Annotated in this window: 22 protein-coding genes; 14 read left to right on the top strand and 8 right to left on the bottom strand. The window is 42.1% G+C overall.

What is annotated here, in order from left to right:
• On the bottom strand, window positions 1-1,972 hold a 1,972-nt coding region (locus tag NWP17_RS10155), incomplete at its 3' end, for a DUF4347 domain-containing protein (RefSeq protein WP_280654796.1).
• 859 nt (window positions 1,973-2,831) lie between these two features.
• Here NWP17_RS10155 and NWP17_RS10150 point away from each other — a divergent pair.
• The 5 genes from NWP17_RS10150 (at window position 2,832) to NWP17_RS10130 (ending at window position 7,505) form a co-directional block, all read left to right on the top strand.
• Window positions 2,832-3,539, top strand: a complete 708-nt coding sequence (locus tag NWP17_RS10150; RefSeq protein WP_280654795.1) for a M15 family metallopeptidase — start codon at window positions 2,832-2,834, stop codon at window positions 3,537-3,539.
• A gap of 150 nt (window positions 3,540-3,689) precedes the next feature.
• Window positions 3,690-4,274 carry a DUF3611 family protein gene (locus tag NWP17_RS10145; protein WP_280654794.1) on the top strand — a complete coding sequence of 195 codons (585 nt, stop codon included), beginning with the start codon at window positions 3,690-3,692 and terminating at the stop codon, window positions 4,272-4,274.
• Between the two features lie 50 nt (window positions 4,275-4,324).
• The gene (locus NWP17_RS10140; protein WP_280654793.1) at window positions 4,325-4,960 is read left to right on the top strand and encodes a restriction endonuclease subunit R; all 636 of its coding nucleotides are present in this window, start codon (window positions 4,325-4,327) and stop codon (window positions 4,958-4,960) included.
• Between the two features lie 272 nt (window positions 4,961-5,232).
• On the top strand, window positions 5,233-6,018 hold the full coding sequence (locus tag NWP17_RS10135; protein WP_280654792.1) for an ABC transporter ATP-binding protein: 786 nt from the start codon (window positions 5,233-5,235) through the stop codon (window positions 6,016-6,018).
• 17 nt (window positions 6,019-6,035) lie between these two features.
• The gene (locus tag NWP17_RS10130) at window positions 6,036-7,505 is read left to right on the top strand and encodes an MlaD family protein (protein WP_280654791.1); all 1,470 of its coding nucleotides are present in this window, start codon (window positions 6,036-6,038) and stop codon (window positions 7,503-7,505) included.
• 17 nt (window positions 7,506-7,522) lie between these two features.
• Here the strand turns inward: NWP17_RS10130 and NWP17_RS10125 are convergent, their stop codons facing one another.
• Window positions 7,523-7,822 (bottom strand): DUF3288 family protein, encoded by a 300-nt coding sequence (locus tag NWP17_RS10125; RefSeq protein WP_280654790.1) that lies wholly within the window; start codon window positions 7,820-7,822, stop codon window positions 7,523-7,525.
• A gap of 233 nt (window positions 7,823-8,055) precedes the next feature.
• On the opposite strand from NWP17_RS10125, the gene NWP17_RS10120 reads away from it, so the two are divergent.
• A complete protein-coding gene (locus tag NWP17_RS10120; protein WP_280654789.1) occupies window positions 8,056-10,509 on the top strand; it encodes an ATP-dependent Clp protease ATP-binding subunit in 2,454 nt (817 codons plus the stop codon).
• 227 nt (window positions 10,510-10,736) lie between these two features.
• Here the strand turns inward: NWP17_RS10120 and NWP17_RS10115 are convergent, their stop codons facing one another.
• Window positions 10,737-11,678 carry an N-acetylmuramoyl-L-alanine amidase gene (locus NWP17_RS10115; RefSeq protein ID WP_280654788.1) on the bottom strand — a complete coding sequence of 314 codons (942 nt, stop codon included), beginning with the start codon at window positions 11,676-11,678 and terminating at the stop codon, window positions 10,737-10,739.
• Window positions 11,679-11,929: 251 nt separating this feature from the next.
• Between NWP17_RS10115 and NWP17_RS10110 the strand changes: the two genes are divergently transcribed.
• A complete protein-coding gene (locus NWP17_RS10110) occupies window positions 11,930-12,550 on the top strand; it encodes a hypothetical protein (RefSeq protein ID WP_280654787.1) in 621 nt (206 codons plus the stop codon).
• A 103-nt stretch (window positions 12,551-12,653) separates the two neighbouring features.
• Here NWP17_RS10110 and hetR read toward each other — a convergent pair whose 3' ends face one another.
• The 4 genes from hetR to NWP17_RS10090 form a co-directional block, all read right to left on the bottom strand.
• On the bottom strand, window positions 12,654-13,553 hold the full coding sequence (gene hetR / locus NWP17_RS10105; protein WP_280654786.1) for a heterocyst differentiation master regulator HetR: 900 nt from the start codon (window positions 13,551-13,553) through the stop codon (window positions 12,654-12,656).
• An 820-nt stretch (window positions 13,554-14,373) separates the two neighbouring features.
• Complete coding sequence (locus tag NWP17_RS10100; protein ID WP_280654785.1) at window positions 14,374-16,383, bottom strand: EamA family transporter; 2,010 nt, start codon at window positions 16,381-16,383, stop codon at window positions 14,374-14,376.
• Window positions 16,384-16,977: 594 nt separating this feature from the next.
• Complete coding sequence (locus NWP17_RS10095) at window positions 16,978-18,255, bottom strand: inorganic phosphate transporter (protein WP_280654784.1); 1,278 nt, start codon at window positions 18,253-18,255, stop codon at window positions 16,978-16,980.
• A 93-nt stretch (window positions 18,256-18,348) separates the two neighbouring features.
• Complete coding sequence (locus tag NWP17_RS10090; RefSeq protein WP_280654783.1) at window positions 18,349-18,531, bottom strand: hypothetical protein; 183 nt, start codon at window positions 18,529-18,531, stop codon at window positions 18,349-18,351.
• A gap of 12 nt (window positions 18,532-18,543) precedes the next feature.
• Here NWP17_RS10090 and NWP17_RS10085 point away from each other — a divergent pair, with 12 nt between their 5' ends.
• Together NWP17_RS10085 and patX are read left to right on the top strand one after the other, a co-directional pair.
• On the top strand, window positions 18,544-20,325 hold the full coding sequence (locus NWP17_RS10085) for an FAD-dependent oxidoreductase (protein ID WP_280654782.1): 1,782 nt from the start codon (window positions 18,544-18,546) through the stop codon (window positions 20,323-20,325).
• 101 nt (window positions 20,326-20,426) lie between these two features.
• Complete coding sequence (patX, locus tag NWP17_RS10080; protein ID WP_280654781.1) at window positions 20,427-20,621, top strand: heterocyst-inhibiting protein PatX; 195 nt, start codon at window positions 20,427-20,429, stop codon at window positions 20,619-20,621.
• A 372-nt stretch (window positions 20,622-20,993) separates the two neighbouring features.
• On the opposite strand, the gene gndA is transcribed toward patX, so the two are convergent.
• The gene (gene gndA, locus NWP17_RS10075; protein ID WP_280654780.1) at window positions 20,994-22,424 is read right to left on the bottom strand and encodes an NADP-dependent phosphogluconate dehydrogenase; all 1,431 of its coding nucleotides are present in this window, start codon (window positions 22,422-22,424) and stop codon (window positions 20,994-20,996) included.
• Between the two features lie 228 nt (window positions 22,425-22,652).
• On the opposite strand from gndA, the gene scpB reads away from it, so the two are divergent.
• The 5 genes from scpB to NWP17_RS10050 all read left to right on the top strand — a co-directional run bounded on the left by scpB (window position 22,653) and on the right by NWP17_RS10050 (window position 25,612).
• Window positions 22,653-23,192 (top strand): SMC-Scp complex subunit ScpB, encoded by a 540-nt coding sequence (gene scpB, locus NWP17_RS10070; protein ID WP_280654779.1) that lies wholly within the window; start codon window positions 22,653-22,655, stop codon window positions 23,190-23,192.
• Between the two features lie 90 nt (window positions 23,193-23,282).
• Window positions 23,283-23,627 (top strand): DUF760 domain-containing protein, encoded by a 345-nt coding sequence (locus tag NWP17_RS10065; protein WP_280654778.1) that lies wholly within the window; start codon window positions 23,283-23,285, stop codon window positions 23,625-23,627.
• A gap of 242 nt (window positions 23,628-23,869) precedes the next feature.
• Complete coding sequence (locus NWP17_RS10060; RefSeq protein ID WP_280654777.1) at window positions 23,870-24,637, top strand: thioesterase domain-containing protein; 768 nt, start codon at window positions 23,870-23,872, stop codon at window positions 24,635-24,637.
• Between the two features lie 100 nt (window positions 24,638-24,737).
• On the top strand, window positions 24,738-25,298 hold the full coding sequence (locus NWP17_RS10055; protein WP_280654776.1) for a J domain-containing protein: 561 nt from the start codon (window positions 24,738-24,740) through the stop codon (window positions 25,296-25,298).
• 47 nt (window positions 25,299-25,345) lie between these two features.
• Window positions 25,346-25,612: a DUF3143 domain-containing protein gene (locus NWP17_RS10050; RefSeq protein WP_280654775.1), complete on the top strand. Its 267-nt coding sequence runs from the start codon at window positions 25,346-25,348 to the stop codon at window positions 25,610-25,612.
• Window positions 25,613-25,720: the final 108 nt, after the last annotated feature.

The following is a 25,720-nucleotide window of genomic DNA, read 5'->3' as shown; positions in this document are numbered from 1 at the left end:
AGTCTTTGTTATGAATCAAACCACCAGCATCTGTGGTGGTTAAATTAATGCTGTAAGTTGGTTTGGCTTCAAAGTTGGGTGAAGCGTTGATTCGTAGTTGATTTCCGCTGATGTTGAAGGCTGCTGCATCTGTACCTGATAAGCTGTAGGTGAATGAGCCTCCTTCAGGATCGGTGGTGCTGAGGTTGCCAATTACTGTGTTGGCTGGGACGTTTTCATTAATACTGGTGGTGCTTAATGTTATGTCTGTGGGTGCTTTGTTTTCGTTAGGGAGTTGAAATATCTGTCCATGAATATTGCTACGGCCATCTTCTGCGAATGAGTCCCAAGCAACAACAAACCTACCGTCTGTTAGGGCTGCTACTGATGGGTTACTTTGAATACTATTAGTGTAAGTGTTGACGAGAAACTCGCTGCCATTCTTAGTACCATCTGGGTTGAAATACTGCCCACAGATGTCTCCTAGAGATCCTGATTGCCAGGTGACGACGAAACCACCGTTATTTAGGGGAGTTACGGATGCTGCTATTCCCATTTGGGAAGTACTAATTTTAAATTCGCCGCCATTCGGTGTGCCATTTACATTGTAGAGTTGCCCGTATATTCCCCACGTTGACGGTACATCTTCTTCTGACTGCCATGTGACAACAAAGCCACCATCACTTAACCCAGTTACTGATGGGTTAGACTGAAGACCCGCAGTGGTGGTGTTAACGTGAAACTGGTTGCCATTCTTCCGGCCATCTGCATAGAAGCGCTGACCATAGATTTCAGTCAAATAATTGCCCCAAGTATCAAACCAAGAATGCCAAGTCACGACAAAATCACCGTTGGTGAGAGAGGCTACTGATAATTTATTGATACTGTCGCCTGTGGTAGTGACTTCAAACTCGCTGCCATTTTTTATGCCATTTGCGTAGTAGCGTTGCCCATAAATTCCATTACCTTGTCCTTCTCTGCGTGAAATGACGACAAATCCTCCCCCAGCGAGTTCAGCTACTGAAACATAACGGGAAACAGTGAACAAGATTGGTGGCAAGAATTCTCCTCCTTCTGTGTAAATGTTGACTTCAAACTCAACACCATTTTCTGTGCCATTTGCCGTGTAGAGCTGCCCATAAGTTCCAGATTGTGTGCCTGCTTTATCTGAGTACCAGGTAACAACAAAGCCACCATCACTTAATCCAGTTGCTGATGGAGCCCATTGACCATCTGTAGTATAGGTGTTAACGCGAAACTCGCTGCCATTTTTTGTGCCATTTGCGTAGTAGCGTTGCCCATAGATTCCGGACCCGGAGCCATCTTGTTCAAGTGATTCCCAGACAACGACAAAGCCACCGTCACTCAGATTTGCTAGTTGTGAGGATTGCTGACTATTTAGTGTGTGAGTATTGATTTGGAACTCACTGCCGACTTTAGTTAAACTCAACACACCTTCATAATTAAACATGGCATGGCTAGTAAAGGCCAGGGATAAGTCCATATTGGCGGTGGTTACTTCTAAGTTCCAATCTCCGTTGAGTGCGGCACTACCGGTTAAAGTCTTGGATGCTGCTACTTTTGCCCCGGTGAGGTTACTCAGGCGCTGGATAAATTCTTCTCCCGCATCTCCTGCGGCTACGTTACATCCATATAGTAATAGGTTGCTGATATGCCATTGCTGTAGTTGCTTGCTGTAGCGGTGGAGGGTGTCTAAATTTAATTGAGTGTCTCCTAAATACAAGCAACCGGGGGAACCGTGGCTGACTAGGTGAAGGGTGGTAGAAGGATATGAGGCTAGTGTTGCGGTGATTTGCTCTAGGCCATCTTTGGCGCTATCTAAGAGGATGACGGCTATTCCTGGTTTGACTCCGGCGAGGAGTTGACTCACCACGCGAACTTGGGAGTCGATGAATAGTATTTCTTGGGGGATTTCTTGGGGGATTTCTTGGGGGATTTCTTGAGCTGCTAGGGAAGTTGTGATGCTAAACATGGTTGTCTCCTGATAACTAAAGTAGAGGTTGTTTGAATGGATAATTTAATGGCTTCTTAATGGCTTCATAGCAGAGCTACATCATCCTATTACCTCTGGTTAAGGAGGAGGTTGATGATTGGTTGCTCTTGTTGGAAAACATCTAACTTAGAGATGCTGATGGATTTTGAATAGTCTTTTGTTTATGACCTATGGCTATGCGCCTTTGGTTTAGCTAACCATACATATACTAGCTGACCTAATTGGATTTGTCAACCCTTGTTTGCAATTTTTTTATGGGATTTCTCGCGCCTGAAATTCTGTGTTTATTAATGTTAATAATAATGGCTGTAATGCTTACTGCACAAGTATTTCACGATTTATTAAATGATAAATGTAGGCTGGATAACAAGAATAGGTTAAGAATAGGTTAAGGATATGTTAAGGATATGTTAAGAAAGTACAGTTAAATATTCTTGGCTGTGGGTGAAATATTGAATTGCACTGAATATGTGGCGGTTTTTTGGATGTGAAAATATAGTTTTTAAAAACGATGAGATTAATACTTGAATTCCTGGAGGGCTGACAACTCTCGCTCAAACCCTGTGGAAGTACTTATACTATATATGTTTATGTAATACAGATGACAGCGAATTTTGCCCAAGTGAGGTACATTATTAGGGGGCGGGATATATTCAGCAGCAAGCAGGACTTGTCCTGGGCGCAGTGGAAGTATTCTCCCGCTACAAGAAAAGCATTTACATTGGTCATTGGTATCTTAGGTGTTTAAGGAATGCTATAAGATTGTTTGAGTGGGTTAAATTATTAAAAAACAAAGGGTGATATAGCCCTTCTCAATCTAGTGAGTTACATTGATTTGATGCGGCCTTATCACGAAATACCGATAGTAGAATGCGGTGAACCGCTTGTGGCTATTCCTTTGAAATTTTTTGCGGTGGAATCCCCCCATGCTTATGAAAAACTTGGTGCAAATTATGGGGAATATTCACCTTATTATCTCCGCCAGGGTGTGATTGAGCATTTAATTGAAGCGCAAAGTTACTTACAGTGTCTTTACTCTGGTTGGTATATCCAAATTTTTGATGCCTATCGTCCGGTGGGTGTGCAGCAGTTTATGGTAGACTACACTTTTGCTCAGGCGTTACAAGAACAGGGGCTGACTGAGGCTGAGTTATCACCACTACAACGCCAAGAGATTTGGGAGTCGGTTTATGAAATTTGGGCTGTACCGAGTTGGGATGAAAATACTCCTCCTCCCCACAGTACCGGGGCCGCTGTAGATGTGACTCTGGTGGATGATACGGGGAAGGTGGTATATATGGGTTCGCCTATTGATGAGTTGTCAGAGCGATCGCACCCCAATTATTATGCCTATAGTGATTACCCGGAAGCAGGAGAATATCATGCTTATCGGCAATTGTTGCATGATGTGATGTTAAAAGCGGGTTTTCAACGTAATCCTAGAGAATGGTGGCATTTTTCTTTTGGTGATCAGATGTGGGCTTGGTTGTGTAATCAAGCAGATGGGGCTAGTTGTTTAACTGCACGTTATGGACGGGTTGGATAGTTGCTGAAGTTTTTAGTGAGCAGTGTAATTATGTCTGTGGGGGGGTCTGGGGGATGAACTGGGAAACTAATATTTAGTATGGGGCTAAGGAAATGAAATGGAAATTATCAAACAAATTATCAAACAAATTATACAAATTATAGAAATTATATGGAGCCAGAAACAGAAGTGCGATCGCTAGTGCGATCGCATTTAAGAACATCTAAGCACAAAATTGCCAATCAAATTCGTCTAACAGGATGGATGATGTTATGGGTACAATTGGCGTTGGCGCTGGTTTCTGGCTTATTATTATTATTTGCTTCTACTGGTCGTGATTTTGCCGATAAATCAAATCCCGGACTGGGAGTTGGTGTTTTTTGGGCTGTAATTGGAGTTTTATTATTATTATTCGGTGTATTTTGGGATTTTCGTTACACGCGCCTAGGCAGACGCTTAGACAATCCTAATCCTACTCTGCATCCAAGTAAAGCGGATACAATTACAACCATTCGCATGGGTATTTTGATCAGTTTGGTGGGGATGCTGCTGACTCTTTTAGGTGCTGGAAGCAGTGTGAGTGTGTTAGTGGCAAAGGTTGTATCTCAACCCCCTGGAGTGGCAATTGTTAATCCTAATAAGATTATTCGAGCGTTGGATGTATTTATACTGGTGGCTAATATTAATGGTATTGCTGCTCATTTTGTTGGTATTGTTGCTTCTATGTGGTTACTGGAAAAGGTCCATCAACATTAACCTAACCTACTATAATTTTAGTATTCCTGGCTCACATTCAGCAAAAATCCATGACAATTGTTAATGCTAGTAATTTGTCTCTAGAGGATGTTCAGCGTTTGTTTGGGTTTGAAAAACACTACGATGGTTTATTTTCTCCTCTTTTATCCCTGGAACCGATCACAGATGTAGAACACCAGGATTTGAAACAGCTTCAGAATGACTTTGATAAGTACCTGACAGCAGGTAAGGTTTCGGAAGGTCAGGTAAAGTTTTTGGTACTTGCACCGTTGTTGAGATTAGCTGGCTTTTATCGCTATCCCATGGAAATTCGCCTAGAAGAAGATATTGCTGATATTGAAGTTGAAGATGAGGATACCACCGTGAGAGGGAGGATGGATATTTTAGCTGTGAGTAAAGCTAAACATACCCAGTCCCAACTATATTTATGGATACTTTTAATTGAATCAAAAAATAGTCAAATTGATATTTTCACAGGTTTACCACAACTGCTGACCTACGCTTATAAAGGTTTAAATCATCAAACATCGGTTTGGGGTTTAACAACTAATGGCAGAGTTTATCAGTTTATTTATATTGAACAAGGTAATCCGCCCATTTATTACTTGATGCCGTTATTAAATTTTATGGAATTTCCCCGCGCTGTTGAAGTGTTACAAGTTTTAAAAGCAATTTGTGAGATGTAACAGGAAAATGGTAATGTGCTAATGGGTCTTGACATCTCCCCTGGTTGAAATACAGAGGATTGTAAACTGATGTTGCTACGCGGTCATCGGACAGGCTACGCAAAGTTTACGATATCGATATTATTTATTTATTAAATCATATCGTCTTGGGATTGTCAAAGCCCCCCTACTCACCTTGACTAAGATTATACTTAGCTGTGTGACTACTTGAGTTAGCATCTTATGGGTTTTTCAGTAATTTGTGGATGCTTATTTTTAATAACTAATGACCAATGACTAATGAACCATTAATTGAACTGAAAGGTATTTCTAAGTCCTTTGGTGAGAAGAAAATTTTAGATAATGTGGACTTGACAATTTATCGCGGGGAAGCATTAGGGATTATTGGACCTTCTGGAACTGGTAAATCAACGGTTTTAAGAATTATTGCCGGATTAATTGCTCCCGATGGTGGAGAAATTTATATCCAAGGGGTACGACGAGATGGGTTAATTGAGGACATTACTGATCCTATTAGTATTGGTATGGTGTTTCAACAAGCGGCGTTATTTGATTCGTTGACGGTAGATGAAAATGTGGGTTTTTTACTTTATCAACATTCAAAGATACCGCGATCGCGTATCCAAGAACTGGTAAAAGAAAAATTAGAAATGGTTGGTTTATCGGGAATTAGCCATTTGTACCCATCTGAACTATCCGGGGGAATGCGAAAGCGGGTAAGTTTTGCCAGAGCAATTATCTCTAATCCTGATAGTCTCACAGACGGGCCAGAAGTTTTACTATATGATGAACCCACCGCAGGACTTGACCCTATTGCTTCAACGGTGATAGAAGATTTAATTCGTCAATTGCAATCAACACAAGGAGTCTGTAGTACTTATGCCATTGTTACCCATCAACATAGTACCATTCGTCGTACAGTGGATAGATTAGTGTTCCTTTATCAAGGTAAAGTGCAATGGCAGGGTACTGTTAGTGATATGGATAATACAGAACATCCCTTGATGAGACAATTTATTACTGGCAGTATAGATGGACCGATTCAGGTAGCTGGGTAGGTGGATGGAGAAAAAATATGCGAGATATAACTAATAGTTTTGCTTCTAGGCGCACATTAAGAGAAGGCTCGGTGGGTTTGTTGATTATACTGGGTTTAGGGGCATTTGTGATGATTGTGCTGTGGTTGAATAGATTTACAGCTAGTAGCAATTCATATAAGTTTATAGTAGAATTTGCTAATGCTGGTGGTATGCAAAAAGGCGCACCAGTCCGGTATCGGGGGGTGAAAGTAGGTAATATTTCTGGGGTTAAAGCCGGATCAAATGCGGTAGATGTGGAACTGGAAATTACTAGAACTGACTTAATGATTCCCAGTGAGGTGCTAATTGAAGCTAATCAAAGTGGATTAATTAGCGAAAGTATTATCGACATTACACCGAAAAAATCTATACCTACTGGGGAGGCGATCGCTAAACCATTAGATAATGATTGTGATGAGAGTGTGATTATTTGTGATGGTTCTCGCTTACAAGGTGAAATTGGTATTAGTGTTGATGAACTGATTCGCACGGCCACGAATTTAGCCACTACATATAATGAGCCAGAATTTTATCAGAGACTGAATCGACTGTTAGAAAGCTCCACAGTAGCAGCCACAAATGTTGCATCCCTTAGTCAAGATTTCCAAAGTTTGAGCAAAAGCTTTGAAAAACAACTAGGGACATTTGCCAATACGGCCAATTCAGTACAACAAGCTACAAATAAACTGACTACATCCGCGACGAAAACGGTAGATCAATTAGGGGCGACAGCCAGTGAATTTAGTTCTACAGCCAATCAAGCTAATCGGTTGTTGAATAACTTAGATGAACTATTGACGAGTAATCGCAGTTCTTTGGTTGGTGCTTTAAACAATATTACCGAAACTAGCAATCAACTCCGGGTGACAGTCAGTAGTCTGTCGCCTGCGGTTAGTCAACTGACCCAAGGGGAATTACTGAAGAATTTAGAAAGCCTTTCCGCCAATGCGGCCCAAGCGTCAGCTAATTTACGGGATGCTTCTCAAACCTTAACTGACCCTCAGACTTTATTGCTCATGCAGCAAACCTTAGATTCAGCCAGGGTAACTTTTGCCAATACCCAAAAGATTACATCGGATTTAGACGAATTAACAGGTGATCCAGCTTTTAGACAAAATCTATTGCAATTGGTGAATGGTTTAAGTAGCTTGGTGTCTTCTACAGAACAGATGCAGCAACAAGTAAAGGTAGGGGCTACTTTAGATTCTCTCAAAACAGCTGTTAGCCAACCTGTTGTTAAGCAGCCTGTGGTGAAGAAACCAACTATTAAGCAGCCTCCTGTTAGTACACCCAAGATTGAGCTTTCCCCCACCAAGTCGAGACAACAGGCGCTGAATGTAAAACCCACACCTGCTGCTGATATTTGGGAAGCAAATCCCCAACCAATGGTTAATTCAGTAATTCCAGAATCATCTCAAGAAAAATTACTCAAGGAGTTGCGGAAGTATGGAGAGGAAAGAAAGTAATCACCAATGACCAATGACTAGTTCCAATCTTGCTCTTCTTTTTTACCGCGACTTTGATAAATTCCTCCCGCACTGTGGATTTGGCGGGTTTTGGCAAAAAGTTCTGCTTCCGTTAAACCCCACTGCTGCAACACTTTATCAAGGTCTCGTTGGATGTCTCTAGCCCCTGGAAAGCCTTGATAACGAATTTTTAATCTAGCTAATTCGGCTAAATTGTAGTCTGTTGGCTCTTGACGGAGTAGAATATCAATAGAGGGGCGATCGCGGTTGTAAAGGGGATGTTGTTGATCCTTGCTATTTCCGTGTAGATCAGACATGATTTATACCTTTAGTTGGATGATCATCTCATCCCAGTTCTAGAGTCAATCATCTCTCAATTAGGCAATGATTAATTATGACGGCAAACACACCTTACCTCATACGGCTCTCACCACAGCCATGTAAATTTAAGTAAAGATACATTATCTTTAAGAAAATACAAAAAAGTTTAAATTAGGGTGAAGATTTAGCCCACCCAAAGCCCAAAGCAGCAAGGGAGCAATAACCCGCTATGTTTGAACACTTCACTTCCGAAGCCATTAAAGTAATTATGTTAGCCCAGGAGGAAGCACGTCGCCTGGGACACAATTTTGTAGGAACTGAACAAATTCTCCTGGGTTTAATGGGAGAAGGGACTGGGGTTGCTGCTAAAGTGCTGTCCGAATTAGGTGTGAATTTGAAGGAAGCACGCCGAGAGGTTGAAAAAATTATTGGTAAAGGTTCTGGTTTTGTACCACCAGAAATTCCTTTTACTCCCAAGGTGAAAAGCTTATTTGAGCAATCCTTTAGGGAAGCTAATAACCTGGGACACAACTACATCAGCACTGAACACTTGCTTTTAGGTTTGACAGAGGCTGGTGAAGGTGTGGCGGCCAAAGTGCTACAAAATCTGGGGGTTGACCTGAAGAATATCCGCAGCAACGTGATCCGTCGTTTGGGCGAAGGTACGTCAGTGTTTGCTAGCACAGGTGGGGGTTCAAAGCGTACCCAAAACCTCAGTCTAGAAGAATTTGGCAGAAACCTAACTAAATTAGCCCAAGAGGGTAAGCTTGACCCTGTAGTTGGTCGAGAAAAGGAAATTGAGCGGACTATTCAAATTCTCGGTCGCCGGACAAAGAATAATCCGGTGTTAATCGGGGAACCGGGGGTGGGGAAAACCGCGATCGCTGAGGGTTTAGCTCAACGCATCGTCCATCAGGATGTTCCCGAAGTTCTGCTAGATAAGCTAGTGATTAGCCTGGATATGGGGCTATTGGTATCTGGAACCCGTTTTCGTGGTGACTTTGAGGAACGTCTGAAGAAGATAGTGCAAGAAGTGCGTTCTGCAGGTAATATTATTTTGGTGATTGACGAAGTTCACACCTTAGTTGGTGCTGGTGGTACGGAAGGAGGCTTAGACGCAGCCAATATTCTCAAACCTGCCTTAGCACGGGGTGAATTGCAATGTATTGGTGCCACCACTTTAAATGAGTATCGTCAGCATATTGAGCGTGATGCAGCCTTAGAGCGTCGTTTCCAATCAATTCTGGTGGGGGAACCCTCTGTACCAGAAACTATTGAAATTCTCTACGGCTTGCGTGGAGCCTATGAGCAGCACCACAAAGTACATATCTCTGATGCGGCTGTTGTCGCTGCTGCTGAGTTGTCGGATCGTTATATTAGCGATCGCTTTTTACCAGATAAAGCAATTGACTTGATTGATGAAGCAGGCTCTCGTGTGCGTCTGCGTAACTCCCGCATTTCTGCTAATCAAGAACTGAAGCAGCAATTAGTCAGTGTAAGTAAAGCCAAACAAGATGCGGTGAGAGTCCAGAATTTTGACAGAGCAGCACAACTGCGAGACGAGGAAGTGAAACTCGAAGCAGAACTGCAAGCAGATGCAGAAAATCAGGAATTTGTCAAGCCGCCCATCGTTGATGAGGAAGATATTGCTCAAATCGTCTCTGCTTGGACAGGGGTACCAGTGAACAAGCTCACAGAATCTGAGTCAGAGTTGCTGCTACACCTAGAAGACACACTACATGAGCGGTTAATAGGTCAAGAACAAGCAGTTACGGCTGTGTCTCGTGCTATCCGTCGAGCTAGAGTGGGGTTAAAAAATCCCCGTCGTCCCATCGCTAGTTTTATTTTCTCTGGTCCTACCGGAGTGGGTAAAACTGAATTAGCCAAATCCTTGGCTTCTTACTTCTTTGGTGCTGAAGAAGCTTTGATTCGTCTAGATATGTCTGAATATATGGAAGGACATACAGTTTCTAAGCTGATTGGTTCACCTCCTGGTTATGTAGGGTACGAAGAAGGCGGTCAACTCACGGAAGCTGTGCGCCGTAGACCTTACGCGGTGCTGCTTTTTGACGAAATCGAAAAGGCGCACCCGGATGTATTTAATATGCTGCTGCAACTGTTGGATGACGGACACTTGACTGATGCGAAAGGTCGGAAAGTGGACTTCAAGAATACTCTGATTATTCTGACTTCTAACATTGGGTCTAAGGTGATTGAAAAAGGTGGTGGTGGTTTAGGGTTTGAGTTTGAGACGGAAGCTAATGCTAGTTATAACCGTATTCGCACCTTAGTTAATGAGGAACTGAAGGCTTATTTCCGTCCTGAGTTTCTCAACCGGTTGGATGATATTATTGTCTTCACTCAGCTTTCTAAAGATGAAGTCAAGCAAATTGCTGATATTATGCTCCGTGAGGTTGCTACCCGCTTGACTGAAAAGGGAATCACTTTAGAGGTGACAGAACGCTTTAAAGACCGTGTGGTAGAAGAGGGTTATAGTCCTAGTTACGGTGCTAGACCTTTACGCCGAGCGATTATGCGGTTGTTGGAAGATCCTCTGGCTGAAGCAATGCTATCTGGAGAAATTACCGATGGAGTCATAGCTATTGCTGATGTTGATGATGACAATCAAGTGAGAATCACTAGGTCAGAACAGCGAGAGTTACTCTTGGCTAATGCTGGTTAGTGTGGTCACTGGGTTAATTAATTAGTAATTTTTACCCCTAGTAGTTATACTGGGGGATTTTCATAGGTATATATAACCCACATTCCGCATCCCATCTAAGAAATCGGTTGAGGAGCCGTATGAGGTGAAAGTCTCATGTACGGTTTTGGAGACGAGTCGGTCGGGTGACTGACCGGCTTAGTTTAATAAATTTTGTATTGCGGGCATTTTGCCCGCTACCGTCTATACTAACCAATGAATTTTCCCCAGGTCATTCTCCCCACAATACCATCTGCCAGTAAACCATTTTGCCTTTGAAATTTCCTAATGGCCGCTCCTGTCTGGGGACCATAGACACCATCAGCATCAGCACCTAAACGGAATTGTATGTATCTAACAACCGCACCACCAGCATGATGAGGTCTGACTATTCGTTTTGCTAAAATCAAGTTAATTGCATTCCAGGTGTTTGCGTCTGCAACTCCCGTTGGTGCTAGTCCCACAACATTCTGAAAGTTAACTGTTGCCGATCTAGTTGCCTGGCCTATGATATTATCCTCAGCCAAGGGCTTACCATTGCTATCCTCGATTTTTAACTGATTTAAGGCTCTTTGCAATCTAATGACTGTAGTGTCTGTATTCAACTCTTCATCAGGTACGGGATTAACGGGATTGGTAGGCAATTCACCGGTCAAGCCTTTGACAATAGCATTAGCAGTTGCTTCTGATTCAAAGATATTCATATCCCTTGGTGAATCGACAAAACAGCATTCTATCAGAATTGCTGGCATCCTGGTATTTCTCAAAACATATAAGTGGGAACCACTTTTCACTCCACGATTAAAAAACCCTAATTTGACAATTTCATTTAACACTGGTTGGGCAATTTGTCTTCCCGCTTGACTAGCTGCAAATACTTCCGTACCATTAGCTAAACCATTGAAAGCGTTGAAGTGTATGGAGACAAAAACGTCAACTCTGTTGGTATTGGCTGTATTGATTCTTTGAAATAGTGAATTGGTGACGGAAGTAGACCTATCTGGTTTACACGGTATTACTTCATGTCCCAGGGCGCGTAATTTGGAAATCACCCTGTTCCCGACATCTCTAGTCAAAACATCCTCAGATTTGATCCCTACAGCACCGGTGTCTGGAGGAGAATTGTGCGCGATGTCAATGCCAAATTTCATATGTTAAACCTCACAACTTTTGCTGATCAAGATGGCAAATAAAAGAACGAAGTAATCAAGCCACAGAAAGGTTGCAGCCGGGTTTTAGCTCGTTATACAATATACTCTGTATTTTATACTGGCTAGGGTTTGCTGAAAAAGTTATTTGTCTTGACTATGTAGCCAATATCTACCTGCTATTATTGGGTGGTCTGTACCAAAAGTTGCTGTACATTTGAGTTAACATAACTTTCGGTATTTAAACAAAGGCAATGAACAAAAAAAATCTGAGTAAAGTTGGGAACCAAACAGCCGGTTTAGCTGTCACAATATTCAAGACTGTAACCATTGGGCTGACAACGCCTGTTTTGGCTGTAGCTGGACTGTTGGCAATGATGACTCCGAGTATGGCAGTAACTACCTCTTACGCCAACGATTACCGTCTTTGTACGGCTCAACTCTTGAAGTTGGGCATAACAGAACAAGCAGTATCACAGGGATGTGCAGCAGCAGTCCGTCCGCGAGACTTGTCTGCTTGTGTGGTTAAAATCAATAAGCAAACCCAAATTAGTGTTGTAGATGCTCTTTCTTCTTGCGAGCAAGCCCGGCGACCCCAAAACTTTTCTAGTTGTGTGGTTGGTATCGCCAGGAATACTCCAGAAGCTGTTAATACAACAGTTTTAAATTATTGTGGTCGTAGCTTGTTACCCGATCGTTTTTCTCAATGTGTGGTGGGTTTACTTAGTGAGATTGATATGGCACCCACCCAGGCAATGGATACTTGTATTGATGCCAGTGACCGTGTTGGTGGCTTTTCACCTGCATTTACACCACAAAATCTAGCCCCCACTGAACTTAGTCCCTCTTTTGAGGTGATTCCACAAAGTCTATAAAATAGACTGCTATTAAGTTGACGAATTCTTTTAGGCTGGCTGTAAGTCCAGCCTATTCTGTGATAGCCATGATCGCCTTGCTGGAGACAGTACGGTTTAACTATCAATCTTCTTTTCTGCCAAACACCATCTGCAAAATCATGGGAATACCACCAGTTTGATGATATCTATCTGCCCAAGCCCGAATGATTTCATCTAACTCTTCCATAGCTTGCTCCCATTTGTCTGCTGGAATATCAAGCTCTTCTAAAGCTCGCATGGTGTTTGACCGCCTTTCTGCCCAATCCTTCATCATTCGGAAATACCGGGCAGTATCTTCCACCATGATGTATGTACGCTCCTGGTCGTCTGCTGGAGCATAGAAAGGGCGGGTAAGAGCATAAAATGGCATTCCCCAAGGAGAATCAATCCGAGTTACAGTACCGGAGTATAGTAGCCTACGTTTGATATGCTCTGCTAAGGCTTCGCTCAAAGGCATTTGATGCTCAGGTGGCAATAGCTCCTGCGATCGCTTGTGCAAAAATTCAATTAGATCCAGAAAGTCAAAAGAAGTGGTTAATTGAGCATCAGGCAGATTACTAGGTAGTTTTTGCTCGATTTGCCTTTTTTCTTCACTGGTGAGACTTGTACCAGGCACACGGGATCTTCCTGGTTGCCAAGGAAACTTTTCCATCCACACATAAGGCAACTGAATCAGATACCGGGGTTCTTGAGAACCGAGCATCTTTAACAATTTGCCCTCTGTCAGCGCCTGTCTTACTTCTTCTACAATTATTTTTACCCGTTTTGGTTCCAAGTGGTGCAAGTGACCGGTCATCCGTAGATTTTGTCCTTGCTCTAAATAGGTCATGTATATGGCACACTTAGCTGCCGTTGCGGCTGCATCTAGGAATGCTCCATGCCTATGCCCACTGGTCCGCATCGCACTGAAAGCCAGATAAAGCATGATCTGATCCATCGCACTGGGGCTAAGACGCTTAATCAGATCTATATCGTTACTCATATTTACAGACAACAATTGAATAGCACGTTTACAAATTTACCAGTCACACAGAACTTAGCAGCATACACCCAATTATACCCCATGTCCTTAGTCCCAACCTGAGAGAGAGAATGTTTTAACTCCAAAGTTTTGGGGAATTTAACACCATAGTTATTTTTGTCCCTCTCTGTCTGCATCCAACAGCTGTATTGTATGACTATTTGCTGTCTAAAGATTTGGAGCTTTGCTTGGGAACTATTTAGGAGTAGGTAACCTAATCAAACAACAAATATTGGTGGGTTTGTCCATATTCTGTAAATCAAGAATGCACCGATTACAACTTGTGGTGTTTTTGGGTTTTATTGGTGTTGGATTGCCCGGATAATTATCTACTTTGAATAAGTAGGTTAATTCCCAGTTGAAAATACCTTTTAGTTTACTACAAAATCATATTCTCCTTTCGTTTGTTTTGAGGTTAATTTTGTATAAAGTAATTTGTTGCCAATACCCCTATAAGTAACATCTAAATGGCTAATTTGCAACCATTTGTCAAGATTTCCTGATATTTACTCCCATCCATGAGTGTAATTTAAATTAATTATTTGCTCTGGAAAAGATAGCCAAAAAAGCTATAGTATGGCGAATTTTGGCCAAGTGAGGTATACTCATAGCATGGAAAATGCCTGCACTACAAAACGTTTATCATTTACATTTGTATCTCACTATACGAAAAAGGGCTATATCTCCCTAAATGAATAACAAAAAAATTGGGGTTTTTAACACCCATTACCACGCTTATTTGATGGCTAATTGCGTGTAACGATCCATGAAAAACCGTGATTTAATTTTCAGAATGAGAAGGTTTAACCTGAGTCCGCATTTTCTCAAAGCTGTAAGCTGCTACCCCAAAAGTTACGAACAGCACTCCCATAATTTGTACAACTGTCAAGGTTTCCTCAAGTATCAAACCGGCAAAAACTACGGTTAAAATTGGGACACCAGCGCCGATAATCGTCGCCCGCAACGCACCCAATTTGCGAATACCAACATTGTTGAGTACATAGCCTAGGAGAGTGAGAACGCCCAAAATAAAAGCACTCAAAATCAGTTCCAGCAAGTTAGGCTGCTGAACAGCAACACTCAAATTCTTTGGCCAAGGTAGGATCAAACAAATCAAGCTCAATAGCAACATAGTGGTAAAGTTAACTAATGTAAAAGATACTGGATGCAGCTTACTGGCACATATGCGCGTCAGAATCACGTAGCCAGCAAAAGCCACCCCAGCCAAAATAGCGATGCTAGTTCCCAGGAAAAAATTGACCAGACCCACATTTGGAGAACCGCCTAATACCAGTAATTCACCACAAAAAATAGCAGCTATAGTGGCAAAGTGGAATGTACTAGGACGATGGCGAAACAGTAACCACGAGAGAAGAGCGCCAATCATGGGGTAAACAAAGAATAAAGCGATCGCTGTTCCAGTTGCTACCTGACCAATAGCAAAGTAGAGCAAAACTTGAGATAAAAACAAAAAGCAACCACTGGCTATACTCAAAGGTAAAGTTTTCCGTTGCTTTAAACCACTATTTAGGGCAGAATTGCCACTTAATGATGGCACAAGACTTTGCATATCTTGCCATACTTGTGGATACATCATAGGGGCTAATAGTAACATTATTGGTACAACTACCAGTAAGCGTAAGGTTAAAATTAACAGTATATTCCCAAGGCTTGGCGAAACAATTCCGTGTATCTCTAAAACTCCAGAATTGTCGTAGGCTTTATAAAACATACCTTTGATGACTATGTTGTGCAGCGATGACACCACCGTTGACAACACAACCAACAAGAAACCTATTTGAATCGGAGAAACAACCCCAGGATTAGATGACTGTGATAATTCAGCTTTTGTATCTTGCTTGGTTGCTGGTTCGGAAGTGAGGGATTTACTCTCATTAACGGACAAATCCCCACTCAGTACCGATATTGGTTCACTTGGTGACTGTGGGGCTGATTGATTATGCTCCGAGGACAAATCCCCACTCAGTACCGATATTGGTTCACTTGGTGACTGTGGGGCTGGTTGATTCTGCTCCGAGGACAAATCCCCACTCAGTACCGATATTGGTTCACTTGGTGATATTGTCTCGTCAGATAAATTCTCAGTGGTGCTAGTTGTAATCTCTTCTAACTGTAAATATGTCTGAGAAGAATGAGGCGGTTCTTGCTCTGTTGTTTGCAAAATAGTAGGCGGTGATGCTTTGAGATTTGCTGGAGAGATTTCCTCTTTTGTTTTTACTAGTTCACTGCGTAGATGATTAATAAGCTCCTCCACAATGGCTTCTCCCTGCTGCTGTTGACTTTGCATCCGGGACAACTGTTGGGAAAGATTATTTTGATAATTTTTCAACTCTTGTTGTAAAGAATTAAAGGTACTGGTCAGAGTATCGTTCAAAGTACCAAGCATTTGTTCAGCATTCTGATGATTATCCCCTCCTGAGTTATGGGAATTACCTTCTACTGACTTGCTGACTAAATTGGCCAGAGATAATTGCAGTTGCGAGGATATATGCTTTGCTAAGGCCTCTGATAATTGACGAATTAACACCTGCTGTCCGGTAATTTGCTTGACCTGTTGTAAGTGTTCCTTTTCCGCTAATAACTCCTGGATTTCGTCAGATAAACGAGTTTTTTCCCCTTGCAGCCGTTTGATTTCTTCGTGTAACGATCTGAGGACATTTTGCTGGAGTCTTTCTAAATCCTCTACTACAGCCCATAAAGCCGTCTCTGCTGCTCTGGATAGCTCGCCTCTGACGCGCGGATTGTCTGGTCGCTTCTCAAATCGCCCCATTAGCTTCTAACCTCTAACACCTTGAAGATAAAGCTGCTTTGTGTGAACTTCCTGGACACTGATACTGATTTTATGTATTGGGTCAGGTAAGTTTAAAACTTTAGCAGAAGTTGCGTACATAAATGTAATTTTTCTGTCTAATTTTGTCATTCTAAATACAAACTTCGCAAATTCTGTCATTTATTTTACTCGAAAATCATGTATATACCTGACATCAAAGTTATTTAAATGTGTAGAAAAATCCAAACTTTACAGCCACTCCCAGTACTTGTTGACTAAGAACAGTAATGGGCAAAAGCTTATCAATAACTGCATTGCCACAGCCACATAGTTAAAGTTATAGTTTTTTTATGTTAATTTACGCAGGATGTAAAGTATGTGACAGTCGGCATGATCAATAGGTGTTAAACTAGGATTTCACAGCCAAGAAAAGCCAAGAAAAGTATTACTATCCCTTGTACACTATTTTAATGAATTAACGGCTATTTTGCCAAAACTAACTTTGTTTAGGCTGTTTTAGCAGTTGGGTTTTTCAGAGAAAAGCCCAGGAAATGTCAATTCATGAACATAGATCACCAATTAAACCAATTAATTTTAAAGCAATACAATCCTGGCAGTACTAAAGATGGCAATGCTGAAGATGGTACTCACGGGAAATGTAATTAGCCATGCAACTGCAATACCTTGTAAAGTTGGCAATTGAATTGAGTTGATATTCTGCACCAATCCCACACCAATAACACCACCTACAAGAGCATGGGAAGTGGAAACAGGTAAACCTAAGCGGGAGGCTAGTAGAATGGTGGTAGCGGTAGCCAGTTCGGCACAAAATCCGCTACTAGGCTGCAAGGGAATTATGTTTTCCCCAATCGTGGCAATTACCTTTTTACCCCACACAGCTAAACCAGCGACAATACCTACACCTCCCAGGATCAGAATCCACATAGGAATGGTAATTCCATTTATAGGTATATTACCAGTGGTATTTGTATACACTATGGCAGCTAAAGGTGCGATCGCGTTGCCAACATCATTAGAACCATGAGCAAAGGCCACAAAGCAAGCACTGATGACCTGAAACCGAGCAAATAAATTTTCTACATGAGTGAGAATCATTTCCCCTTTGTTTATTTTGTCTATATTATTCTCTACATCTGGCAACTGTCGCCAACTAATTACCGTGAGTACAACGGCTGCAATGGCACCTGTGAATAAGGGAAGATCGTAGTTAGGTAAGTTTAAACCGATTTCCTCATTCAAGTAATTAGTTAGGGGTTGGGTTAAGGAAGGCAGAACAATTACACCAAATACCCCCAACAGAATTACACTCAGCCAGGGAATCCACTGTTGTAGCTGTGCTAGTGGATTTGGTTGCTCTAAAATCCAATGCTTAATTTGACTGTAGAATAGGGCTGCTATCACACTACTGATTATGGGTGTGACAATCCAGCCCAGAGCCACTAAGCTGATAGACCACCAATTAATTCCATCAACTCCCACAGCTACCCAACTAAATCCAACCATCGCACCCACAACCGCATGAGATGAGGCCACAGGTAAACCGCGAGAGGTGGCAATTTGCAGCCACAAACCACAGGTAATTAATACTGTCACCATACCAATTACATAAATCTCTGGTGTAGGAGCGAATAAGGTGGGGTTGGCAATTTTTGTGGCTAAGGTTTGGGATACTTCCTGGCCAAATAATACCGCCCCTGTAAATTCCAAAATCCCAGCCATGATTATTGCCTGTTTCAGAGTGATGGCTTGGGAACCGACAGAGGTTCCCATGGAGTTGGCGACATCGTTAGCGCCGAGATTCCACGCCAGGTAGAAGGCTAGGAGGGCAATGAAAATTAACGTTATGGACATTTAGCTTGAGGGTAGATGGAAACAAAATAGCGATTCTCAAATCAATCATCAGCTTTGCTCTGGGGTGTCCCGGAACAGGCTTATCCCAAAATATCAAGAACTGCTATAAATATTTTCTACTGTTATCTTGTTTGCCCGGATTACGGATGAATTAAAATTTTTGATATTTTGGGATTGGGCGCGATCGCTTCCTACACGCCTGCTGATAAGTTTTGTAATGGGTAGCGATCGCCATTCATGGCTTGAACGTTGTATATCCAACAGTTCTACAGACACAAAAATTTTACCATGACCCAAACAACATACACAGCCGATGTTTTAGTAGTTGGTGGTGGAACCGGTGGAACAGCTGCGGCTATCCAGTCGGCGCGACAGGGAGCAAAAACTATTCTAGTGAGTGAATTTGCTTGGTTGGGGGGAATGCTCACCTCTGCGGGAGTATCCGCTCCTGATGGTAATGAATTGGTAGCTTTTCAGACAGGGTTGTGGGGGCGGTATTTACAAGAATTACGCCAGCGTCAGCCAGGAGGATTAAATAATAGTTGGGTTAGTTTTTTTAGTTATGACCCCCGCATGGGAGCCAAGATTTTTGCTGATTGGGTACAAGAATTATCTAATCTGCACTGGATTTCTGGACAAGTACCAAAAGAAGTATTGCAGCAAGGTAATTGTATAACTGGTGTGCGGTTTGCAGACTTTACTGTTACAGCCAAGATTGTTCTTGATGGTACAGAATTAGGGGATTTATTGGCTTTGGCGGAAATACCTCACCGTTGGGGCTGGGAATTACAATCAGCATGGGGGGAAAAGAGCGCTCCTGTACATCCTAATCATCTCACAGAAAAGTATCCTGTGCAAGCCCCTACTTGGGTAGTGGTGATGCAAGATTTTGGGGAAGCAATTGCGCCGGAAATTCCCCGCGGGCTGAATTATGATCCTGCTTTGTTTGCAGGTGCTTGGGATAACTATGGTGCGGAAAAATTTTTGAATTATGGGCGCTTACCAGGTGGTCGATTTATGATCAATTGGCCTATTTGTGGTAATGATTATGGGGAAGGTGTAGGGCGTTTAGTAGAATCAGAAGTAGCTAAACAAGAATTTTTGCAAGAATGTCGCTGGCATAGCCAAAACTTTGCCCATTTTATCCAAAATAATTTGGGTAGGCGCTTTGGCTTGGCTGAATCAGTTTTTCCCTCTCACTCTACTGCTTTGGCTTTGCATCCTTACTACCGGGAGAGTCGCCGCTTGGTGGGACTAACTACTGTGACAGAACAGGATATTTTGCCTATGGGCTGCGGTAGGGTAGCATCTTTGTTTCCCGATACCATCGCCATTGGTAACTATGCCAATGACCATCATTATCCTCAGTTCCACTTGTCATTGCAACCTAAATCAATTCGTTGGGGGGGACGTTGGACTGGTACACCCTTTACTATTCCCTACCGTTGCTTAGTTCCTCTGGAAACAGATGGTTTATTGGTTTGTGAAAAAAATATTTCTGTATCTCATATTGCTAATGGGTCAACTAGATTACAACCAGTGGTGATGAATATCGGTCAAGCCGCAGGAATGGCCGCGGCTATGTGCGTGGATTTGAAATGTCAGCCTAGAGATTTACCTGTTAGGCAACTACAAACGTATTTGTTACAAGATTTACACGCTCCTGCCTGTGTTGTACCTCTATTTAATTTAGATATATCACCCCAAAATCCACAATGGCGGAATTGGCAATTGTATTACTTAAATCACTTTCAAGCCTATCCATTAAGTGGTAATTACCCATGGGAATCGTCAAATAGGTATGACCACCAAGTATTTCAACCGGTGGTAAGCAGTCATAGCCAATGTTTTACCGGAGTTTTCCAGCGTTTAAACCAGGAAGACTATCATTTTACCATCATTGCACCAGCTGCATATCATGGGCAAACTTGGCAGATTGTGACTTTGCGATCGCATATACAAGAGCAATTACAAGCTGCTGTGCATGAGCAACTGCTGACTATTTGGGGTCACTTCAATCATGCTGGTGGTTGGTTATTAGCTGAAAGCCTTGATATATCGTCAAAGTAACTTTATTTCAGTAAAGTACAATACTTTTTTGTTCATTTTCCGGAAAAAGTATGAGAGGATCGATAACATTAGATAGGAGATTTCAAACATAAACATCTGTTATGCGAGCTACGATTTCACTTTTAGTTTCAAGTTTAGTCTTCAGTTCCTTTGCCTTTAACTGCCAAGCAAAGCTCAATCGCTTATCTCAGATGTTGTCATGCTCTTCTGGTTCGCAACAGTCATCTCAATATCAAGCCCAAGTCAGCGAACTAGACAGCCCAATACTACATCGGGGTAGTGGACGCTTCGCTTAAACTTGATGGAAAATTTCCATGGTAATGCTTAAACCTCCAGTGAGGCAAAATTTCTGAGTGTTGTATCTGATGTAGAGTTAGCAGTTGTCTGATTGTCACCAAGTCAAAAACTGCCTCTCTCACAAAGATATAAAATCCTAATATTCACGGTACATTTGCTACAATCAGCGCTGTTGCATCGCCAAAATTGCTGTAAATCTCAATTATCAGGCGATAGCTGCCCTCTATATGCGCTTATCCCATTTAATGGTGTGATGATGTGATGAATACATATGTAGATAAAGAGTGACTCTGAAACTCAGAGTCACTTATTAAATATCTAATTTCAACAATGCAAACTTTGACTATTACCCTTGGTCAAGGCGTGAAAGTTTACTTTTTAGCTTCAGCAATGGGAACCCACTCAGTGTGGAATGTTCCTGGCTTGTCAAGACGTAGGTAAGTATGTGCGCCGAAGTAGTCGCGTTGTGCTTGAGTGAGATTTTGGGGTAAGCGATCGCGGCGATAGCTGTCAAAATAATCTAAAGAAGCACTAAAGGCAGGAACTGGGATACCCACTTTTGCTGCTGTCATAATCACTTCTCGCCAAGCATCTTGTCTATCGAGAATAGTCTGCTTAAATTCAGGTGCTAGGAGTAGATTAGGCAAAGCAGGATTTTCGTTAAAAGCTTTCTTAATTTTATTCAGGAAGCCGGCGCGAATAATACAACCACCTTTCCAAATCCGTGCCATCTCACTCAAGTTTAAATTCCAGTTGTATGTTTTGGAAGCTGTATGTAACAGCGCCATCCCTTGAGCGTAAGAACAGATTTTGGAGCAATACAAAGCGTCACGCACCTTGTTAACAAAGTCCTTCCGGTCTCCGTCGAATTTAGAGCTAGGGCCTGTTAGGCTTTGAGATGCTGCTACCCGTTCGTCTTTAATAGAAGATATAATCCTGGCATTAACTGCTGCGGTAATGGTGGGAATAGCTACACCCAATTCTAAAGCAGTTTGTACCGTCCAACGTCCAGTTCCTTTTTGACCGGCTGCGTCAACAATTAAATCTACCAAAGGTTTTTTGGTTTCTGGGTCAATGTAAGGAAAAATATTAGATGTAATCTCAATCAAAAACGAATTAAGTTCATCTGTGGTGTTCCATTCCTTAAACACTTCATGCAGCTGATTATGATCTAATCCTGCTACATTCTTGAGCAGATCATAGGCCTCTGCAATTAACTGCATATCGCCGTATTCAATGCCGTTGTGTACCATTTTTACATAGTGACCAGAACCACCAGGTCCAATATAGGTGACACAGGGACCATCATCTACTTGGGCAGCAATTTTGTTGAAAATTGGTGATAGATACTCATAGGAACTCGGTGTACCACCAGGCATAAGTGAGGGGCCATTGAGGGCACCTTCTTCTCCACCACTCACACCCATACCCAGAAAACGCAATCCAGCAGGTTCTAATTCCTGAGTGCGTTTCTCTGTATCTTCAAACCAAGAGTTACCACCGTCGATAATAATATCACCTTCATCTAACAAGGGTTTGAGTTGGGCGATCACCGCATCCACTGGTTTACCAGCCTGCACCATCACCAGAATTTTGCGGGGACGTTCCAATGATGCGACAAACTCCTCTAAGGTAAAGGCAGCTTTAACGTTCCTTCCGGGCGCACGCTGCGCCATAAATCCATCTGTTTTTTCTCTGGAGCGGTTATAAACTGCAATTGGGAAGCCATTACGCTCAACGTTGAGAGCTATATTCTCGCCCATTACGGCTAATCCAATCACACCAAAGCTTTGTAGTGTCATAAATTATGTTTGGCTAACTCTTGCAGATCCTTTTATCTTTAGGGTAAACCGAGATTTTCCGTTCTCTCCTAAAGAAGACCTTAAGACTTAAATAAAATGCGAAAATTTATAATTAACATAACCAACTGCTCCGGTCAACTTTCCGTTACGAGCAGAATTTAAATTTGTGAATGATTTAAACGGTCATGCTTGTCAAGCATCTGTAGAAAATGTAGAACGTGCTATTAAATGACTACAGCAACTAAGATAGAAGCGATTCTGTATTTAAAAGGTAAGCCTTTGTCCCTCAGCGAAATAGCTGATTATGCAGGATGCGATCGCCGCACAGCTGAACAAGGCATCATGGAACTCATGGATAATTATGCTCACCGAGATAGTGCCTTGGAAGTAGTAGAAACCGCCACTGGTTACAGTCTACAACTGCGGTCAGATTTTCATGACTTAGTACAAACATTGATTCCTGTAGAATTAGGCACTGGCGCACTCAGGACATTAGCAGCGATCGCTTTAAATAACCCCATACTTCAAAGCGATTTAATTGAATTGCGGGGTTCAGGAGTATACCAACACGTCCCTGAACTGGTAGAACTCGGTTTTGTCCGCAAACGCCGAGACAATGATTCTCGGTCTTATTTACTACAAGTTACACCAAGGTTTCATCAGTATTTCCAAATTGAACAACTACCCCAAACATTAGAACACCGCCAACCAGAAGAACAACTACAACTAGACCTCACAGTCACAGAAGAATTAAAACCTGCTGATTAACATTTAGTCTTCCCTGTTCCCAGTTAATCAATTGCACTACTCTTGTACTATGGTTTAGAGTAGAATCAGCAACTCAGCTAAAATTTGCCAATGGTGTTTGACCCTGACTTTTTGAATGACAACTCTGAGGAAAACCCCCATCAGCTTCTGAACGACAATTTTGAGGAAAATCCTAATCAGTTACTCAAATATTTACAGCATCAGCCTCCTGAAGTTCTAGCCCGTGTCGCTCAGTCTGTCACTCCAGAAATTAAACACATAATTTCCCAAAACGTCCAAGGACTGGTGGGAATGCTTCCCGGAGAAAATTTCAATGTGCAAGTTACAACAGATAGGGATAATTTAGCCGGGCTTCTAGCATCGGCCATGATGACAGGATACTTTCTCCGCCAAATGGAGCAAAGAATGCAGTTGGAACGTTTGTCTAATAGTTAATAAGTACCCCCACACCTCAGCCACCTGTACGTGTGGGGGAAACTTAAGGCTTTACACATAAAAATTATCACTTTCATTGTCACAGCGCATCTGCTTAACATTAATTCATACTTTATAGCGAATTCTAGTTAATTAGGTATGGTAGCAGGCAAGATGTATTAAGCTGCGAGCAGGACGTCCGCACTACAAGATTTATATCATTATCTGTTTGCGATCGCACGTATTTAATAAATGCTAATGTTGTGGCTCATCTAGCTGCTGTTCTTGGTTCTTCTGTCACCACACCCTGGCCGACCCTAGTTCCTATTCAATCTCAGGGTTCATTACCGCCCTTTTTCTGTGTACCAGGTGCTGGGGGTAATGTTCTCTACCTGCACTACTTAGCACGATATCTGGGAGAAAATCAACCATGCTATGGTTTACAGCCACAGGGTCTTGATGGTGATTCAGTTCCCCTGGAAAGTATTGAGGAAATTGCATCTCAATACATTCAAGCCATCCAAAGTGTTCAACCAGCAGGTCCCTACTTCCTGGGTGGTCATTCCTTTGGCGGTCGAGTGGCTTTTGAAATGGCTCAACAATTACAACGTCAGGGAGAATCTGTGGGTCTAGTTGCTATTTTCGATACTCCAGCACCAATTCCTCAGTTTAACCATCAACGTGATTTCTCTGATTGGGATGATGCTAGGTGGATATGTGAACTGACTGGGGCAATTGGGGAAGCTTTTGGAGTAAATATAGAAATATCTCACCAGGCTTTAGTTGGTCTCTCACCAGAGGAGCAAATTAACTATGTGCAACAACAGTTAGAAGTAGTTGGCTTGTTCCCTGGTCAAACAGATACAAAATTACTGCGTGGCTTGTTACAAGTTTATAAAACACAATGTCAAATTAACTACCTACCACAACATACTTCTTCCACACCAATTACTCTGTTCCTAGCTGAGGAGGTAAATCCTCAGATGGAAGATGATTATTCCCGGAATCAAAGACGGGGAGAGAGCTTATGAATTTGCCCATAAAGCCGGTTTATACTAGGTTTCCTGTGTTCGCCGTTCCTAAAAGAATTAAAATAGAAAAAACTGAATTTGAGCAAAGTGAACTAAAGCCGTGACTGAAAACGGGACAAAGCGACAAATCAGCAAGATTACAACATACTATGCCGTGTTGGGACTGCATCCCTCCGCATCGGCTATTGATATTCGTCGGGCTTATTGGCAACTGAGTAAACGCTATCATCCAGATACTACAGAACTACCTGCCAAAGTTGCCACTGCTAAATTTCAGCAAATTAACGAAGCTTACGCCACCCTGAGTCATCCAGAACGGCGTTTAAGTTATGATGCTAAAATCGGCTATTCCCGGTTTGGGGTGATTCAACCACCAATGGATTTAAACCAACCGGTGCGGAAACCCTACGATTTTTCCAAATCAATTTATCTAGATGCCAGCGATCGCCCCTTATCAGCGGGAGAAATTTTTGTATTATTTGTGTTAGGCTTAACCCTAGTGGGTTGTGTGGTAGTTGCCATCGCTGTTGCTATGTTCCGTGGTGAAGCCAACATACAAACCCAAGTTACCCAACCACAAGTTGCTGATATTTCTCCCCTACCCAACCCAGAACAAATGAAGATTACTGAATATGGAACTTCTAGATATTTAAATTTTTAATTTTTGAAAATTTTATTTGCAATTTTGTTGTCTTTTTTGAGTGTCCTATGCTTACCCCTGATACACCTTTATATAGCCATCCTTTACCACAAATCGAACAGTGGTTAAAAGACCAAGGCTGTGAACAAGATGAAAAGCAGCCCAATTGTTGGCGTGTGCAACGACCCACTTGGCAAGCTGAACTGTGGCTTGATATTGAGGAAATTATAGTAAGATATTTCAAATCTGGGGAAAATAGCCAAGATATTCAACGCTCTTTTAAATATTCTCTCAGCCGCCAAGATATAGAAGAAGCTGTTTTTTCTGGTCCATAAACCAAAAACCAAAAACCAATTTAAATCAAGCCTCTGTCCACCCTTGACATTCTCCCCTAGCTACAGCTAAGGGGAATTAAAACATCACTGTTTAGGCTTTCTCTGAGA

The sequence above is a fragment of the Chrysosporum bergii ANA360D genome (genome assembly GCF_029891735.1).
GTDB classification, from domain to species: Bacteria; Cyanobacteriota; Cyanobacteriia; order Cyanobacteriales; family Nostocaceae; genus Umezakia; species Umezakia bergii.
This window is presented reverse-complemented; position numbering and strand designations above follow the sequence as displayed.

Bases quoted from the DNA above. Each gene is read 5' to 3' on its own strand.
- NWP17_RS10065 (WP_280654778.1), top strand. From the start codon at position 23,283: ATGGTGTTTGACCCTGACTTTTTGAATGACAACTCTGAGGAAAACCCC.
- NWP17_RS10150 (WP_280654795.1), top strand. From the start codon at position 2,832: ATGCGGCCTTATCACGAAATACCGATAGTAGAATGCGGTGAACCGCTT.
- NWP17_RS10110 (WP_280654787.1), top strand. From the start codon at position 11,930: ATGAACAAAAAAAATCTGAGTAAAGTTGGGAACCAAACAGCCGGTTTA.
- NWP17_RS10135 (WP_280654792.1), top strand. From the start codon at position 5,233: ATGACTAATGAACCATTAATTGAACTGAAAGGTATTTCTAAGTCCTTT.
- NWP17_RS10050 (WP_280654775.1), top strand. From the start codon at position 25,346: ATGCTTACCCCTGATACACCTTTATATAGCCATCCTTTACCACAAATC.
- hetR (WP_280654786.1), bottom strand. From the start codon at position 13,553: ATGAGTAACGATATAGATCTGATTAAGCGTCTTAGCCCCAGTGCGATG.
- NWP17_RS10125 (WP_280654790.1), bottom strand. From the start codon at position 7,822: ATGTCTGATCTACACGGAAATAGCAAGGATCAACAACATCCCCTTTAC.
- gndA (WP_280654780.1), bottom strand. From the start codon at position 22,424: ATGACACTACAAAGCTTTGGTGTGATTGGATTAGCCGTAATGGGCGAG.
- NWP17_RS10100 (WP_280654785.1), bottom strand. From the start codon at position 16,383: ATGGGGCGATTTGAGAAGCGACCAGACAATCCGCGCGTCAGAGGCGAG.
- NWP17_RS10120 (WP_280654789.1), top strand. From the start codon at position 8,056: ATGTTTGAACACTTCACTTCCGAAGCCATTAAAGTAATTATGTTAGCC.
- NWP17_RS10140 (WP_280654793.1), top strand. From the start codon at position 4,325: ATGACAATTGTTAATGCTAGTAATTTGTCTCTAGAGGATGTTCAGCGT.
- NWP17_RS10095 (WP_280654784.1), bottom strand. From the start codon at position 18,255: ATGTCCATAACGTTAATTTTCATTGCCCTCCTAGCCTTCTACCTGGCG.
- scpB (WP_280654779.1), top strand. From the start codon at position 22,653: ATGACTACAGCAACTAAGATAGAAGCGATTCTGTATTTAAAAGGTAAG.
- NWP17_RS10115 (WP_280654788.1), bottom strand. From the start codon at position 11,678: ATGAAATTTGGCATTGACATCGCGCACAATTCTCCTCCAGACACCGGT.
- NWP17_RS10130 (WP_280654791.1), top strand. From the start codon at position 6,036: ATGCGAGATATAACTAATAGTTTTGCTTCTAGGCGCACATTAAGAGAA.
- NWP17_RS10085 (WP_280654782.1), top strand. From the start codon at position 18,544: ATGACCCAAACAACATACACAGCCGATGTTTTAGTAGTTGGTGGTGGA.
- NWP17_RS10145 (WP_280654794.1), top strand. From the start codon at position 3,690: ATGGAGCCAGAAACAGAAGTGCGATCGCTAGTGCGATCGCATTTAAGA.
- patX (WP_280654781.1), top strand. From the start codon at position 20,427: ATGCGAGCTACGATTTCACTTTTAGTTTCAAGTTTAGTCTTCAGTTCC.